Origin of the sequence: Paraburkholderia pallida (genome assembly GCF_004524855.1) — a bacterium.
Classification (GTDB): Bacteria; Pseudomonadota; Gammaproteobacteria; order Burkholderiales; family Burkholderiaceae; genus Paraburkholderia; species Paraburkholderia oxyphila.
This window is the reverse complement of the sequence record NZ_CP038149.1, coordinates 2,450,591-2,465,372: the sequence shown is the minus strand read 5'-3', so window position 1 is coordinate 2,465,372 and position 14,782 is coordinate 2,450,591. Positions and strand designations below refer to the sequence as shown.

General features: G+C 65.8%; 13 protein-coding genes. 4 read left to right on the top strand and 9 right to left on the bottom strand.

Annotated features, from left to right (window positions below; translation table 11 throughout):
• The first annotated feature begins 86 nt into the window (after window positions 1-86).
• A complete protein-coding gene (locus E1956_RS26160) occupies window positions 87-776 on the top strand; it encodes a CDP-diacylglycerol diphosphatase (protein WP_232071624.1) in 690 nt (229 codons plus the stop codon).
• Between the two features lie 15 nt (window positions 777-791).
• On the opposite strand, the gene E1956_RS26155 is transcribed toward E1956_RS26160, so the two are convergent.
• Window positions 792-1,298, bottom strand: coding sequence for a MarR family winged helix-turn-helix transcriptional regulator (locus tag E1956_RS26155; RefSeq protein WP_134754237.1), 507 nt, complete (start codon window positions 1,296-1,298; stop codon window positions 792-794).
• A 66-nt stretch (window positions 1,299-1,364) separates the two neighbouring features.
• Here E1956_RS26155 and E1956_RS26150 point away from each other — a divergent pair, with 66 nt between their 5' ends.
• Complete coding sequence (locus E1956_RS26150) at window positions 1,365-1,838, top strand: carboxymuconolactone decarboxylase family protein (RefSeq protein WP_134754235.1); 474 nt, start codon at window positions 1,365-1,367, stop codon at window positions 1,836-1,838.
• Between the two features lie 67 nt (window positions 1,839-1,905).
• Here the strand turns inward: E1956_RS26150 and E1956_RS26145 are convergent, their stop codons facing one another.
• The 4 genes from E1956_RS26145 to E1956_RS26130 are packed head-to-tail and all read right to left on the bottom strand — an operon-like array spanning window position 1,906 to window position 7,583.
• Window positions 1,906-3,915 (bottom strand): acetyl/propionyl/methylcrotonyl-CoA carboxylase subunit alpha, encoded by a 2,010-nt coding sequence (locus E1956_RS26145; protein WP_134754233.1) that lies wholly within the window; start codon window positions 3,913-3,915, stop codon window positions 1,906-1,908.
• Window positions 3,916-3,950: 35 nt separating this feature from the next.
• Window positions 3,951-4,742: an enoyl-CoA hydratase/isomerase family protein gene (locus tag E1956_RS26140; protein ID WP_134754906.1), complete on the bottom strand. Its 792-nt coding sequence runs from the start codon at window positions 4,740-4,742 to the stop codon at window positions 3,951-3,953.
• A 26-nt stretch (window positions 4,743-4,768) separates the two neighbouring features.
• The gene (locus E1956_RS26135) at window positions 4,769-6,376 is read right to left on the bottom strand and encodes a carboxyl transferase domain-containing protein (RefSeq protein WP_134754231.1); all 1,608 of its coding nucleotides are present in this window, start codon (window positions 6,374-6,376) and stop codon (window positions 4,769-4,771) included.
• Window positions 6,377-6,401: 25 nt separating this feature from the next.
• Window positions 6,402-7,583 (bottom strand): isovaleryl-CoA dehydrogenase, encoded by a 1,182-nt coding sequence (locus tag E1956_RS26130; protein ID WP_134754229.1) that lies wholly within the window; start codon window positions 7,581-7,583, stop codon window positions 6,402-6,404.
• Between the two features lie 220 nt (window positions 7,584-7,803).
• Here E1956_RS26130 and E1956_RS26125 point away from each other — a divergent pair, with 220 nt between their 5' ends.
• Together E1956_RS26125 and E1956_RS26120 are read left to right on the top strand one after the other, a co-directional pair.
• Complete coding sequence (locus E1956_RS26125; protein WP_134754227.1) at window positions 7,804-8,556, top strand: TetR/AcrR family transcriptional regulator; 753 nt, start codon at window positions 7,804-7,806, stop codon at window positions 8,554-8,556.
• A gap of 134 nt (window positions 8,557-8,690) precedes the next feature.
• Window positions 8,691-9,701 carry a DUF2891 domain-containing protein gene (locus E1956_RS26120; RefSeq protein ID WP_134754225.1) on the top strand — a complete coding sequence of 337 codons (1,011 nt, stop codon included), beginning with the start codon at window positions 8,691-8,693 and terminating at the stop codon, window positions 9,699-9,701.
• A 111-nt stretch (window positions 9,702-9,812) separates the two neighbouring features.
• Here the strand turns inward: E1956_RS26120 and E1956_RS26115 are convergent, their stop codons facing one another.
• The 4 genes from E1956_RS26115 to E1956_RS26100 form a co-directional block, all read right to left on the bottom strand.
• The gene (locus tag E1956_RS26115; RefSeq protein WP_134754223.1) at window positions 9,813-11,303 is read right to left on the bottom strand and encodes a chemotaxis protein CheW; all 1,491 of its coding nucleotides are present in this window, start codon (window positions 11,301-11,303) and stop codon (window positions 9,813-9,815) included.
• An 81-nt stretch (window positions 11,304-11,384) separates the two neighbouring features.
• The gene (locus E1956_RS26110; protein ID WP_134754221.1) at window positions 11,385-11,882 is read right to left on the bottom strand and encodes a chemotaxis protein CheD; all 498 of its coding nucleotides are present in this window, start codon (window positions 11,880-11,882) and stop codon (window positions 11,385-11,387) included.
• Window positions 11,869-12,720 (bottom strand): CheR family methyltransferase, encoded by an 852-nt coding sequence (locus E1956_RS26105; RefSeq protein ID WP_134754219.1) that lies wholly within the window; start codon window positions 12,718-12,720, stop codon window positions 11,869-11,871. The genes E1956_RS26110 and E1956_RS26105 overlap by 14 nt, the downstream gene beginning before the upstream one ends.
• 15 nt (window positions 12,721-12,735) lie before the next feature.
• On the bottom strand, window positions 12,736-14,433 hold the full coding sequence (locus E1956_RS26100; protein ID WP_134754217.1) for a methyl-accepting chemotaxis protein: 1,698 nt from the start codon (window positions 14,431-14,433) through the stop codon (window positions 12,736-12,738).
• Window positions 14,434-14,782: the final 349 nt, after the last annotated feature.

The window sequence follows — 14,782 nt, the reverse complement described above, 5'->3', positions numbered from 1 at the left end:
ACGTCCTCTCTTCTGTCGCCCATCGCAAGTCTGCCTTTGCAGCGCTGTGCGTTTCGCTCGTTGTAGCGTTCGGTGCCACCGGTTGCGTGCGTCTTTCCACGCTCGACGCAAACGGGCTCTGGAAAGTCGTCGGCGAACAATGCGTGCCGAACGCGCGCGACAAGGGCGACCCCGGCCCGTGCACGACGGTGGACTTCCAGAAGCGCTATGCGGTGCTCAAGGACATCAACGGACGCGCGCAGTATCTGCTGATTCCCACCGACCGCGTATCGGGCATCGAAAGCGCCGGGATACTCTACGGCGGTTCGCCCGAATATTGGGTAGGCGCATGGGCCGCGGGCCGCTACGTGGACGCCAAACTGAAAACGACGCTCGCGCCCACCCAGCTCGGCCTCGAAATCAACTCGTCGCAGCGGCGCTCGCAGGACCAGTTGCATATCCACGTCGATTGCATGCGTAACGACATTGTCGATGCGCTCGCGCCGTATCGTCGCGACACACCCGGCACGTGGCGCTGGACGACGCTGGACGGCAAGCGCTATCGCGTCACGCGCGTGACGCGTCTCGATGACGGCGGCAACCCATTCCGCGTGGTCGCACGCGACCTGAGTGCGCAGCAAAGCATGGCTGTGCAGACGATCCTCGTGACCGGTGCCGGCCCCGACACCGCGCGCGACGGCTGGCTCGTCGTCAATAGCGGTCTCGACGTGGAAGGCGGCACGGGCACCGCCGAAGGCCTGCTCGATCATTCATGCGCGCTCGCCCGCGCGCAATAACGCGGCGCGCGACGCTCATACCGCATCGTCTTCGCGCGCCAGGCGCGCCAGCCAGCGGCGAATCACCTGCTCTTCGTCGGGCGTGAAGCCTGCGGTCATCTGCGCCTCGAGCTTCTTGACGCGGGCACGGCACTGCTTGAGCAGCGTCTCGCCTGCGCCGCTCACCTCGATCTGCTGAATGCGTCCGTGCACCGGATGCGGCCGGCGCTCGATCGCGCCGCTACGCTCGAGGTTTGCAACGATCACGCTGACCGTTTGCGGCGTGAGCACCGCGAGCCGGGCGAGATCGGCGCCGGAGATGCCGGGATAGGCCGCGAGCATCGTCAACACTACGAATTGAGGCGGTGTGATCGCGAGGTCGGCCAGCGCGCGCTCCATGCGCAAGCGCTGCGCCGCGCCCGCCTGGCGCAATAGATAGCCCATATGGCCGGCCTCGCCGCGCTTGCCCTCGCCCGGTGCGGGAATGGCTGGGGTGCGCTCGCCGTTGTTGTTCTTCAGCATGGATGTCGCAGTCTTGCGCATGATGTCAGAGTTCGAATATGATGTTCGTGCTCTGATATTATCCTCCAACCAACGCGAGGTCCAGTCATGTCCAGCCCATCCTCCCGCATCAGCTACGAAACTTTCAGGCGCGACGCCGCGCAGGTGGCCACCGCGCTTACGGCCATGAGCAAGGCCGTCGACGAGTCGGGGCTCGAAAAGCCGCTCACTGAATTGCTGAAGATCCGCGCGTCGCAAATCAATGGCTGCGCGTTCTGCATCCAGTTCCACCTGAATATCGCGCGCGAGAAGCATGTGCCGCGTGCGAAGCTCGATCTGGTGGCGGCGTGGCATGAGGCGCCCGCGATCTATACCGAGCGCGAGCAGGCGGCGCTGGCCTATACGGAAGCGCTTACATCGAAACTGCACGAGGGTGTGAGCGACGCGTTATACCGGAAGGTGGAAGAGCAGTTCCCCGGTGCGCAGCTGGCGTTTCTGACTGCCGCCATCGCCAACATCAATGCGTGGAACCGGATTGCTGTGGCGTTGCAATTTGCGCCGCCTGTGAAGGAAGAAGCGTAAAAAAAAAAGCGTTTCGCTCTCACGAAACGCCCCAGGATGAAACTCTCAGTTCTTCACTCCCTAATCGTCACTCGGCTTCCAGCATCAGCAGTTGGGCACCATCAGCGACCTGGTCGCCCACACCGTAAAGCACCTCAGTCACCTTGCCCGCCGCTGGTGCGCCGATGGTGTGCTCCATCTTCATCGCCTCCATCACGATCAGCGGCGTGCCCTTCTCCACCACCGTGCCCGGCTCCACGAGCACCGCGATCACCTTGCCCGGCATCGGCGCCGTGAGGCGGCCTTCGCCGTGCTCCGCGTCCGCCGCGTGCGCCAGCAGGTTCTGCCATTCGAACACCATGGCCGTGCCCAGGCAGAACACGTGGAAGACGTCACCGTCGATGAACACACGGCCCGTCACGCGCCTGTCGCCTATCGTCACGCCGTATTCGTCGGTGCCTTCGCCGCGCCACCACGTGTAGCGCGCTTCCTCGCCCGCCAACGCGAACGTCTGTGCACCGCCGTCCTGCGTGAATGCCGTCGTGTACGCCGCATCGCTTTCGACGTCGCGCCATTCGAAGGTCTGCACAAAGCCGCCATTGAGCCGCCAATGCGCGAGCGCCTGCCACGGCGATGCGCCCTGCCCCAAGCCGCCCTCACGCGCGATCAGCGCCGCGCAAGCCAGCGCGAGCACCTCGCGCAGCGGTTTGTTCTGCGGTGCGAACAGCGCGTCGTTGTGACGTTCGATCAGGCCCGTGTCGAGATCGGCGCTCGCGAACGGCTCGCAGGTCACGAGCCGGTGCAGGAACTCCACGTTCGTATGCGGGCCGACGACTTCACATTCCTCGAGCGCCCGGCGCATGCGCGCGAGCGCATCGTCGCGCGTCGCGCCGTGCACGATGAGCTTGGCGATCATCGGGTCATAGAACGGCGTGATCGTGTCGCCCTCGCGCACGCCGCTGTCGATACGCACGCTCGCGCGCTCGCCCGCATCGCCAATCCTGAACTCGACGCCCGCGGGCATGCGCAGATGCTTGAGCGTGCCCGTCGATGGCAGAAAGCCGCGCGCCGGATTCTCGGCGTAGATACGCGCCTCGAGCGCATGCCCCGTCACCGTGAGTTGCGACTGCTCGAGCGGCAGCGGCTCGCCCGCCGCCACGCGCAACTGCCATTCGACGAGATCGAGGCCCGTGACCATTTCCGTCACCGGGTGCTCGACCTGCAGGCGCGTGTTCATCTCCATGAAGTAGAAGTCCGCGCCCGTCATGATGAACTCGACGGTGCCCGCGCCCTCGTAGTTCACCGCGCGCGCCGCGGCCACCGCGGCTTCACCCATTGCGCGCCGCACGCTCTCATCGAGGCCCGGCGCGGGCGCTTCTTCGAGCACCTTCTGGTGACGGCGCTGCACGGAGCAATCGCGGTCGAACAAATACACGGCGCCGCCATGTTTGTCTGCGAACACCTGCACTTCCACGTGGCGCGGGCGCGTGAGGTATTTCTCGATCAGCACGCGGTCGTTGCCGAAGCTGCTCGCGGCCTCGCGCTTGCACGAGGCAAGCGCCGCCGCGAAGTCTTCGCTGCGCTCGACCACGCGCATGCCCTTGCCGCCGCCGCCCGCGCTCGCCTTGAGCAGCACGGGATAGCCCATCGCGTCGGCTTCGCGCTGGAGCAGCGCGGAGTCCTGGTCGTCGCCGTGGTAGCCCGGCACGAGCGGCACTGCGGCTGCATGCATGAGCGCCTTGGCTGCGGCCTTCGAGCCCATCGCGGCGATGGCCTCGACCGGCGGTCCGATGAAGACGATGCCGGCCTCTTCGCAGGCACGCCCGAAATCTTCGTTTTCCGAAAGGAACCCGTAGCCAGGGTGAATCGCCTGTGCGCCGGTCGCCTTCGCGGCAGCGATGATGCGCTCGATGCGCAGGTAGCTCTGCGCTGCGCCGGCCTCGCCGATATGCACGGCCTCGTCGCACGCGGCAACGTGTTTGGCATTTGCATCGGCGTCCGAATAAACGGCCACGCTCTTGATGCCGAGGCGTCGGCAAGTCGCCGCAACCCGGCAGGCAATCTCGCCGCGGTTGGCGATCAGAATCTTGTTGAACATAGGAAGTCTCGCAATCGTTCTGGTGCGCCTGTCATTTACGCCGGATCACGCCAGCGTGGCGTGCGCTTCTCGAGGAACGACGACACGCCGTCGCGTCCCTCCTCGCTCGCACGGATGCGCGCAATCCGCACGGCCGTGTCTTCGATCAGCGCGTCGTCAATGGTCTCGCCGGCGATGTCCTGCACGAGCTGCTTGCACTCGCGCACCGCGTTCGGGCTGTTCGCGCAGAGCGTATCGGCGATGCGCTCGACGGTGGCGTCGAGCTCGGCCGCGCTCACCGCTTCGCTCACGAGGCCGAGGCGCAGCGCCGTCGCGCAGTCGAATGCCTCCGCCGTCACGAAGTAGCGGCGCGAAGCCTGCTCGCCGAGCGCGCGGATCACATAAGGCGCAATGGTCGCCGGCATCAGCCCGAGGCGTGCCTCGGAGAGGCAGAAGTGCACCGTCTCCACGGCCACGACGATATCGGCCGCGCACACGAGGCCCATGCCGCCCGCGTAGGCGTCGCCGTGCACGCGCGCGATCACGGGCTTCGGGCAGCGATACACGGCTGAGAGCATGTGCGCGAGGCGCAATGCGTCGGCGCGGTTCTCTTCGTCGGAGTAGCCGGCCATCTTGCGCATCCAGTTCAGGTCCGCGCCCGCGCAGAATGCCTTGCCGTTGCCCGCGAGCACGATGGCGCGCACGTCGTCGCGCGCGCCGAGCGCGGTGAAGGCCGCGTTCAGGTCGGCGATCATCGTCTCGTTGAACGCGTTGCGCACGTCGGGGCGATTGAGCGTGACGGTCGCGACATGGCCCGTTACCTCGACCAGCAGCGTTTCGTATTGCATCGTCATGTTCTCTTCTCCGCCCGCGCTTACATGCGGAACACGCCGAAGCGCGTGTCTTCGATCGGCGCGTTCATCGTGGCCGAAAGACCGAGGCCGAGCACGTCGCGCGTCTGGGCCGGATCGATCACGCCGTCGTCCCACAGGCGCGCGCTCGCGTAGTACGGATGCCCCTGGAGTTCGTACTGGTCACGGATCGGCTGCTTGAATGCCTCTTCCTCTTCCGCACTCCACGTGCCGCCCTTGCCTTCGATACCGTCGCGGCGCACCGTGGCGAGCACGGAGGCAGCCTGCTCGCCACCCATCACCGAGATGCGCGCGTTCGGCCACATCCACAGGAAGCGCGGCGAGTACGCGCGGCCGCACATGCCGTAATTGCCTGCGCCGAACGAGCCGCCGATGATGACCGTGAACTTCGGCACCTTCGCCGTCGCCACCGCCGTCACCATCTTCGCGCCGTTGCGCGCAATGCCTTCGTTCTCGTACTTGCGGCCCACCATGAAGCCCGTGATGTTCTGCAGGAACACGAGCGGAATCTTGCGCTGGCAGCACAGCTCGATGAAGTGCGAGCCCTTGAGCGCCGACTCGGAAAAGAGAATGCCGTTGTTCGCGATGATCCCGACCGGATGGCCCCAGATGTGCGCGAAGCCCGTGACGAGCGTGGTGCCGTAGCGCGCCTTGAATTCATCGAAGGCCGAGTCGTCGACGATGCGCGCGATCACTTCGCGCACGTCGAAGGGCTTGCGCGTATCCACGGGAATCACGCCGTAGAGGCTCTTGGCGTCGAAGCGCGGCGGCAGCGGCTCGCGCATCACGACGGGCGGCGTCTTCGTGCGATTGAGATTGCCGACGATCGAACGCGCGATGGAAAGCGCATGCGCATCGTTTTGCGCGAGGTGATCGGCCACGCCCGAAAGACGCGTATGCACGTCGCCGCCGCCGAGGTCTTCGGCGCTCACTTCTTCACCGGTGGCGGCCTTCACGAGCGGCGGGCCGCCCAGGAAAATCGTGCCCTGGTTCTTCACGATGATCGACTCGTCGCTCATCGCCGGCACGTAGGCGCCGCCGGCCGTGCACGAGCCCATCACCACGGCGATCTGCGGGATGTCCTGCGACGAGAGATTCGCCTGGTTGTAGAAGATGCGGCCGAAGTGGTCGCGATCGGGGAAGACGTCGTCCTGGTTCGGCAGGTTCGCGCCGCCCGAGTCGACCAGATAGACGCAGGGCAGGTTGTTTTCCTGCGCGATTTCCTGCGCACGCACGTGCTTCTTCACGGTGACGGGATAGTACGTGCCACCCTTCACGGTCGCGTCGTTGCAGACGATCACGCACTCCTGGCCCGCGATGCGCCCGATGCCCGTGATGATGCCCGCGCCCGGCGCGTCGTCGTTGTACATGCCGTAGGCCGCGAGCTGCGAAAGCTCGAGAAACGGCGTGCCCGGGTCGAGCAGTTGCGCGATGCGCTCGCGCGGCAGCAGCTTGCCGCGCGAGACGTGCTTGTCGCGCGCAGCCTCGCCGCCGCCGAGCGACAGCTTCTGGATCTTCTCGCGCAGGTCCGCGACCAGCGCTTCGAGCGCGGCGGCGTTCGTCTTGAAGTCGTCCGAGCGCGGGTTGAGTTTCGATTCGATGATCGGCATCTCGTGTTTCCTCAGGATGGCGAAATCAGGCGGTTTCCGCGAACAGCTCGCGACCGATCAGCATGCGGCGAATCTCGCTCGTGCCCGCGCCGATTTCGTAGAGCTTCGCGTCACGCCAGAGGCGCCCGACCGGATACTCGTTGATATAGCCATTGCCGCCGAGGATCTGGATGGCCTCGCCGGCCATCCACGTAGCCTTTTCGGCGGTATAGAGAATCACGCCGGCGCAGTCCTTGCGCACCTGGCGCACGTGATCGGTGCCGATCGTGTCGAGCTGGCGGCCCACTGCGTAGAGATACGCGCGGCACGCCTGGAACGTCGTATAGAGGTCGGCAACCTTGCCCTGGATGAGCTGGAATTCGCCGATGGCCTGGCCGAACTGCTTGCGCTCGTGAATGTACGGCACGACCGCGTCCATCACGGCGGCCATGATGCCGGTGGGGCCGCCCGCGAGCACGGCGCGCTCGTAGTCGAGGCCGCTCATGAGCACCTTCACGCCGCCGTTGAGCTGGCCGAGGATATTTTCTTCGGGCACCTCAACGTCCTGGAACACGAGCTCGCCCGTATGCGAGCCGCGCATGCCGAGCTTGTCGAGCTTTTGCGCCACCGAGAAGCCCTTCATGCCCTTTTCGACGATGAACGCCGTAATGCCGCGCGGGCCCGCTTCAAGATCGGACTTCGCATAGACCACCAGCGTGTCGCAATCCGGGCCGTTGGTGATCCACATCTTCGTGCCGTTGAGCACGTATTTGTCGCCCTTTTTATCGGCGCGCAGCTTCATGCTGACGACGTCGGAGCCGGCGTTCGGCTCGCTCATCGCGAGCGCGCCCACGTGCTCGCCCGAAACGAGCTTGGGCAGGTACTTGCGCTTTTGCGCCTCGGTGCCGTTGCGGTGGATCTGGTTCACGCACAGGTTCGAATGCGCGCCGTACGACAGGCCGACCGAAGCCGAGGCGCGCGAGATCTCCTCCATCGCCACCATGTGCGCCGTGTAGCCCATGTTCGCGCCGCCGTATTCCTCGGAGACGGTCATGCCAAGCACACCCAGGTCGCCGAACTTGCGCCAGAGGTCCATCGGGAACTGGTCGGTGCGGTCGATCTCGCCCGCGCGCGGGGCGATTTCCTTGGCCGCGAAGTTCTGGATGCTGTCGCGCAGCATTTCGACTTCTTCGCCAAGCGGGAACTGCAAACCGGGTACGTTGCTCATCCTGTGTCTCCTGTGTAGGGCGCGGGCGTTCTCGCGAGTAACGCGACTTGCCCCTTGGGGACACATTTCACGCCACATTTACGTTAACGTCAATAGAAATTTTTGAGTAACGCTCAGATTTCTTGTAATCTCCACTTCATAGCTCTCTCAGCGCATTGCAAAGCGTGAGACATCGTGCATAATTGACACGAATCCCGCCGTAAACTGAACCTTACTCAGAATGTCTACCGCCCCCAATTCCTTCCTGCCCGCGTCGCGCCGCCAGCCGGCCGGGCGCAAGTCCCAGCAGCGCGTGAAGGAGATTCTCGAGGCCGGGCGTGAGGTGTTCTCCGAAAAGGGCTACACGCGCGCCACCACGGCCGAAATCGCGCAGCGGCTGGGCATCTCCGAAGCCACGGTGTTCAGCTACTTTCGCGGCAAGCGCGAGTTGTGCTCGCGCGTGATCGGCGACTGGTATGACGAATCGATCGAGGCGATCGAGGCGGGCCTGCCGCGCGACGGCACCGTGCGCCAGCAGTTTGCATTCATCGTGCGCATGCATTTGCAACTGATGCTGGAAAGCGGCACGGGCATCTGCGAGCTGGTGCTTTCGGAGGGCCGCACGCGTCATCACGAGCTCAGCGAGGCGCTCACGGAAATGCAGCGGCGCTACACGGCGCCGCTCATGCGCGTGCTCGCGCGCGGCCAGGAATGCGGGCAGATCCGCAACGACATGCCGCTGCGCCTGTTGCGCTCGCTGATCTTCGGGCCGATGGAGCACGTGCTCTGGGACGCGACGCTCGGCAACCGCCGCACCGATATCGACGCCACAGCAGAGAAACTCGCCGACGTGTTGTGGAATGCGCTGCAGCCGCCCAATATCGAGCTGGCCGCGCTCGCGCAATTCAGCCAGGACGTGGGCGAGGCCATGCGCCGGCTCGAGCGCGAACGCGCGCCGCGCAAGGCGGGGGCGCAGTCGTCTTCGCAGGATTAGCGTCCGGTCACGCGGGTCGCAGACGCCAACGCATGGCGCGCCTTGCACGCGCCACGCGCCGGCAAGCCGTGGGGGTTTCGCGCTAAGCTGGTGCTTTCGCATCCGTCCCATCAAGCCGCCCCGCACAGACCACCATGCACGCCACGCTCACTGCTGCGCTCGCCTCCCGCTTTGCCTCACTCGCACTCGCTCACCTGACGCGCGAATATCCGAACAGGCTCACCCATTCGCTGGCCGGCCCGCAGGACATCCAGGGCCCGCGCGCGCTGCATCCCGTGTTCTACGGCAGCTACGACTGGCATTCGTGCGTGCACGGCTACTGGCTCGTCGCGCATCTGCTCGAGCGTTTCCCCGACTTGCCCGAGGCGCCGCACATCGTCGCCGTGATCGACGAGCACTTCACTGAGGCGAACATGGCCGGCGAGCGCGCCTACCTCGACCTGCCGCACAACCGCGGCTTCGAGCGGCCCTACGGCTGGGCCTGGCTGCTTGCGCTCGCTGGGCAACTGCATGGCATGAAGACGCCCGAGGCCCAGCGCTGGTCGCGCACGCTGACGCCGCTCACCGAGGCGTTCGTCGAGCGTTTCGAGGAATTTCTGCCGAAGGCGACTTATCCGCTGCGCGTGGGCACGCACTTCAACACCGCGTTCGCGCTCACGCTCGCCCTCGACTTTGCGCGCCAGACGTCGCGCGATGGGCTCGCGCGCCTGATCGAGGAGACGGCACGGCGCTGGCACGAAGGCGATGCGGGATGCCAGGCGTGGGAGCCGTCGGGCGACGAGTTCCTCTCGCCCTCGCTCATGGTCGCGGTGCTGATGAGCCGCGTGCTGGGCGCCGACGCGTTCGCCGCGTGGTTCGGGCGCTTTCTGCCCGCGCTGGCCGCGCGCGAGCCGGCCACGCTGTTCCTGCCCGCCACGGTCACCGACCGCAGCGACGGCAAGATCGCCCATCTCGACGGCCTGAACCTGAGCCGCGCGTGGTGCCAGCGCACGCTCGCGCGTGTGCTGCCGGAGGGCGACGCGCGTGCGCTCGCGCTGCGCGAAGCCGCGCAGACGCATCTGGACACGGCGCTCGAGCACGTCGCCGGCGACTATATGGGCGAGCACTGGCTCGCCAGCTTCGCGACGCTGGCGCTCGAAGCTTGAGCGCTACGGGCGCACCTGGCCTCGCTGCGCGCGCGTGGGTTAGCGGCGCACGCTGACCGCCCGCAGCGAGCGCCCCTCGCCCCCTTTGCGTGTTGCCTGCCCTCGCGGCGATCAGAACGCCGCGGCTTCCTCGGCCACGCGCTCGCACAGCGGCACGGGGTCGAGCAGCATCAAGGTGCCCTGCCCCGGCAACTCGACCGCCTCGCGCATGTCGCCGCGCGTCTGCGTACCCGCGGCGCGCGTGAACATCGCGGGCATCGTCAGCTGGGCGCTGCCATTGAGCGTGACGATATCCTCGACCGAATCGACCAGCAGTCCGTACTTTTCTCCACGATGCTCGACGATCAGGATCTTCGCGTGCGCGAGATCCTCGTAGGGCGGCATCGCATACATCGAACGCACGTCGATGACGGTCACGATCACGCCACGCAGATTCAGCACGCCGCGCACGAAGGCGGGCAAGCCCGGCGTCTTGACGATGTCGTCGCGGTAGTCGATCACCTCGCGCAATTCGGCGATGCGCACGCCGATCAACTGGCCGATGCGGAACGTCACGAGGGTCTGTCGGGTGCCACCGCGCTTTTGGGCGGCATCGCCCGCTTGCACGGCCTTGCGATAGAGATCGCGATGGCCCGTTGCCAGCGTCGCGATGCGCTCGTTCGCAAAAAGCGCATCGGCGTTCACGAGCAGCACGCCCGTCGATTCGCCCGCGGCGAGATAGCCCGCGAACAGCGAGCGATGCGCGCCTCCATAGGAAGGCATCGGCAAGAGCTCGTCTTCGCGGTACGCGACGATGCTCGCGACTTCGTCCACCAGCAGACCGAAGCACCCTGCGTCGCGGTTGAGCACCACGATGCGCCGCTCATCCGCGGCGACCACCGCATCGGGCGCACGCGCAAAACCGAGGAACGTGCCGAAATCGAGCACCGGCACCGTCGCGCCACGCAGGTTGAGCATGCCGATGCAGACCTCGTCGGCCATCGGCGAGTGCTGCAACGCCGGCACGCGGATGATCTCCTGGATGGCCCCCATCGGCAGCGCCAGCGCAGTGCCGCCCACCTTGAACGAAACATTCTGGCGACGCTGCCCCTGTTGCGCTCTGCGTTCGGTTGTGCGCGCAACTTGTTCGACGAAATGAGGCACGTCGCGCAGCCCGAGCAGCGCCGCCGCCGACAGCACCTGCAGCACGTGCTCGCCGCCGTCGAGCTTGAGCACCGCGCCGATCACGGCCGGCGCACTGCCTTCGGCTGTCTGGATCGCGATCACCTGATCCTTCGGCACACGCAGAATCTCGCCGGTTGCGTCGAAGCGCAATCCGACGCGCACGCCGGCGGTCTCCACGATCGCGATCTTGCGCGCGAGCGCGGTGCCCTCGTCGCGCAGATTCAGCAGCTGGTGCAGATCGACCACGGGAATCAGCGTGCCGCGCAGATTGAACAAGCCGAGCAGATAAGGCGGCGCGAGCGGCACCGGCGTGAGCGTCTCGGGATGATTGACGACTTCCTGGAGCGCGGCGACGGGCAGTGCGAGCTCCGTGCCGGCCAGGTGAAACGACCCGTACAGCTCGAGCTGGCCGGCGGCGGCCAGCGAACGATGGTTCATCGTGAAGCTCCGTAGCGAATGGGGACGATGGGCGTCGAACGGGAGGCGAATACCCTGCGTGAGTGGAGCCAGGCGCGCCGTTCACCCCGGGCGCGAAAAGCGGCGCACCGCGTAGTCCTGCTGCCCGCAATCGATAGTCAGTTGCCGCCCGCACTCGCCGCCCACATCCGTGTGGATGACGCGCACGCGCGCGTGCGCCAGCAGTTGCTGCGCCATGCGCACGTTCAGTTCGCCGATCGGCTCGTGAATCGTGGTCCGGTGATGCATCATGTTCGCGCCGCCCGCCAGCACGGCTTCGATTTCGCCCTCGGGCGCCGCCTGGGCGCCCATCATCGAGATCAGCGCGGGCAGCGCGTCGACCACGTACTTGGCTTCCTGGCCGTGACGCTCGGCCGGCACGGCGCGAACGCTGGCCACCGGCTCCGGCAACAGGCAATGCGCGAGCCCGCTCGTGCCGCGCGCGCGCCACAGCAGCCCGATGCCCACGCACGAGCCCAGCGTGGCGCGCAGGATTCGGGCGTCTTCCCGGGTGCTGACCGCGAGCTCGCACATCCTCACCTGCACATCACGCGTGCTCATGGTCGCGCTCCTCGCGATGCTGGCCGTTGCGGTAGATGAGCGGCTGCTCGAACGTGAACCCCGTCGTCACGCGGCTCAGGGATTCCGACTCGCCCACGATCAGCACGGCATTCGGGCGCATCGCGCGGCGCACGTTCGCGAGCACCGCCTTTTGCCCTTCGAGGTCGAAATAGATCAGCACGTTGCGCAACAGCACCAGATCGAACTGCCCCAGCTCGCGCGGCGCCGCATAGAGGTTGTGGCGGCGGAACGCGACGTGCGCGCGCAGCGCCTCGCCCACGTCCGCCTGCACGCCCTCGCTGCGGAAATACTTCTGCAACAGCGCGGGATGGCTCTGGCGCAGGCCCTCGATGCTGCGGCCCCGATAGCTGCCGGCGCGCGCGTTCGCGAGGATGCCGTCCGAGATATCGGTGCCGACGATCGCGTAACGAAACGCCGCCTCGCGCGCCCGAAACTCTTCGCAGAGCATCGCCGTGGACCACGCCTCCTCGCCGCTCGACGCCGCCGCGGACCACACGCGCAGCGCCGAACCGGGATGCGTCGCGAACCACTGCGGCAGGAAGCTCTGCGCGAGATAGTCCCAGATGCGCGGGGTGCGGAAGAACGACGTCTCGTTGGTCGTCACGAGGTCGATGAAATCGTCGATTTCATCGGCGTTCGTGTCGAGCACCTGCAGATAGTCGCGATAGTCCGGCAAACCGAGCGCCATCACGCGACGGCGCAAGCGGCCCTTGAGCATGGTCCACTTGCGCTCGTTCATGGCGATGCCGGTATGCCGGCGCACCTGCTCGAACAGCGCGCGCTGCACCGAAGGTTCGACATCCTGATCGATATCCACTCCACCCCCCAGCGTTTAGACGACGAAGCGCGCCACCGTGGTGTCGAGCCCCTCGGCGCCGCCCTTGAGCGATGCGGCTGCACGGGCGATGGTGTCGCAGGCGCCCGCCGACTTCTCGGTCTCTTCCGCCACCTGCTGGATCGCGGCGCTCACTTCGCGTGCAGCCACGAGCTGCTCGTCGGCGCCGCACGAGATCTCGGAGATCGCCTGGGTGGTGCGGGCCACGCCCGCCACGATTTTCTCGAACGCCTCGCCCGCCTGCTTCGAGATCTCGCTGCCCTGCGCGACGCGCTTGACCGACTCGTTGATGAGCTTCGAAATCTCCTTGGTTGCCTGCGAGGAACGCTCGGCCAGCTTGCGCACTTCGTCGGCGACCACCGAGAAGCCGAGCCCGTGCTCGCCGGCGCGCGCCGCCTCGATCGCGGCGTTGAACGCGAGCAGATTGGTCTGGCTCGCGATCTCGCCGATCACCTTGATGATCTCGGCAATGTCTTCCGACGAGCGGTTGATGAGCTCCATGGCTTCGATCGAGCGCGTCACCGCCTTCGCGCCGCGCTCCGCTTCCTGCTGCGTGTCCTTGGCCAGTTGATCGGCGCCGCGCGAATTGTCGGCGATCGAGTTGATCGATGCCGTCAGCTCTTCGATCGACGCGTTCATTTCCTCGACGGTCGCCCCGAGCAACTGCGCGCCGCCGGCCACCGTATCCGCGCGCGCCGCGATGTCCTTCGACGAGTCCTTGAACGTGCCCGCCGATTCCACGACCTTGCCGATCACGCCCGAAAGGTCGCTCATCATGCTTTTGATGCCCGCCGCGAGCTGGTCGATGGGCTCGTCGCCGGCCACATCGACGTGACCGGTCAGATCTCCCGACGCGGCATTGCGCACGACCGCTAGCAGCTTTTCGACCTTGAGCTGATCGCTGTCCGCGCGGCGCTTGACGCTTTCCTCGAGCTCGACCTGCGCGCTCACGTCGTTCGCGAACTTCACCACCTTGTAGAGGCGGCCGTTCACGTCGAAGATCGGGTTATAGGTGGCCTGAATCCACACCACGCGTCCGCCCTTGCCGACACGCTTGTAGCGGCCCGAGTCGAACTCGCCGCGATTGAGCTTGGCCCAAAACTCGCGATACTCCGTGCCCTGCGCGTAGGCATCGTCGCAGAACATGCGGTGGTGCTTGCCCTGGATCTCCTCGAGCCGGTAGCCGAGCGTGTCGAGGAAGTTCTGGTTCGCCTGCAGCACGATGCCGTTCGTATCGAACTCGATCACGGCCTGCGCCTTGTCGATCGCGCGCAAGCGGCCTTCGTAGTCGGCATGCTGCTGCTTGGCCTGGGTGATGTCGGTGGCGAACTTGATGACTTTGTAGGGGCGCCCATCCGCGCCGAGCACCGGGTTGTAGGACGCGTTGATCCAGATTTCGCGGCCGCCGCGCCCGATGCGGCGATATTCGCCCCGGTCGAACTCGCCGCGGCCGAGGCGTTCCCAGAACTGGCGATAGGCCTCGCTTTGCACATAATCAGGATCGCAGAACATTCGATGATGCTTGCCGCGGACTTCGTCGAGCGTATAGCCGAGCACGGCCAGGAAATTGTCGTTGGCATGCAGGATGATGCCCTGCAGGTCGAACTCGATCACGGCCTGCACGCGGTTCAGTGCTGCGCTCACTGCACTCAGCTCGATCATCTCGAGCTGCCGGTCCGGCGTCGCATGTTCCATCGTTTTACCCCCGTTGTTGTTGCAGCGGCTGTGCCTCGCGGCGCCATCCAGCGATCCGCCCGCGGCTTGCAGGCGCTCTCTCATTCGTTTTATTGACGTGTTTTATAACGTCTGACTTTTGCACCGAATCCGATCGAAAACGGCAAATCGCTGCGCCGAAGCTGCCGCTCGCAATAGGGCTTCCCTACTTGCGTTATATCGGCGTTTGCGCGACACGGCTTGACCAGGGGTTTTCGCTAATGCAAACGTTTTCTCTGCGGGATTTTTTGTGCACCGATCGAGCAATTGTCATGCGCTCGCAATACGTGCTTTTAAAACGCATAAGCGATGAAAATCGAATGAAAGGTTT

Coding starts and splice junctions, on each gene's coding strand:
- E1956_RS26125 (WP_134754227.1), top strand. CDS start 7,804: ATGTCTACCGCCCCCAATTCCTTCCTGCCCGCGTCGCGCCGCCAGCCG.
- E1956_RS26150 (WP_134754235.1), top strand. CDS start 1,365: ATGTCCAGCCCATCCTCCCGCATCAGCTACGAAACTTTCAGGCGCGAC.
- E1956_RS26110 (WP_134754221.1), bottom strand. CDS start 11,882: ATGAGCACGCGTGATGTGCAGGTGAGGATGTGCGAGCTCGCGGTCAGC.
- E1956_RS26120 (WP_134754225.1), top strand. CDS start 8,691: ATGCACGCCACGCTCACTGCTGCGCTCGCCTCCCGCTTTGCCTCACTC.
- E1956_RS26100 (WP_134754217.1), bottom strand. CDS start 14,433: ATGGAACATGCGACGCCGGACCGGCAGCTCGAGATGATCGAGCTGAGT.
- E1956_RS26145 (WP_134754233.1), bottom strand. CDS start 3,915: ATGTTCAACAAGATTCTGATCGCCAACCGCGGCGAGATTGCCTGCCGG.
- E1956_RS26135 (WP_134754231.1), bottom strand. CDS start 6,376: ATGCCGATCATCGAATCGAAACTCAACCCGCGCTCGGACGACTTCAAG.
- E1956_RS26140 (WP_134754906.1), bottom strand. CDS start 4,742: ATGCAATACGAAACGCTGCTGGTCGAGGTAACGGGCCATGTCGCGACC.
- E1956_RS26155 (WP_134754237.1), bottom strand. CDS start 1,298: ATGCGCAAGACTGCGACATCCATGCTGAAGAACAACAACGGCGAGCGC.
- E1956_RS26115 (WP_134754223.1), bottom strand. CDS start 11,303: ATGAACCATCGTTCGCTGGCCGCCGCCGGCCAGCTCGAGCTGTACGGG.
- E1956_RS26130 (WP_134754229.1), bottom strand. CDS start 7,583: ATGAGCAACGTACCCGGTTTGCAGTTCCCGCTTGGCGAAGAAGTCGAA.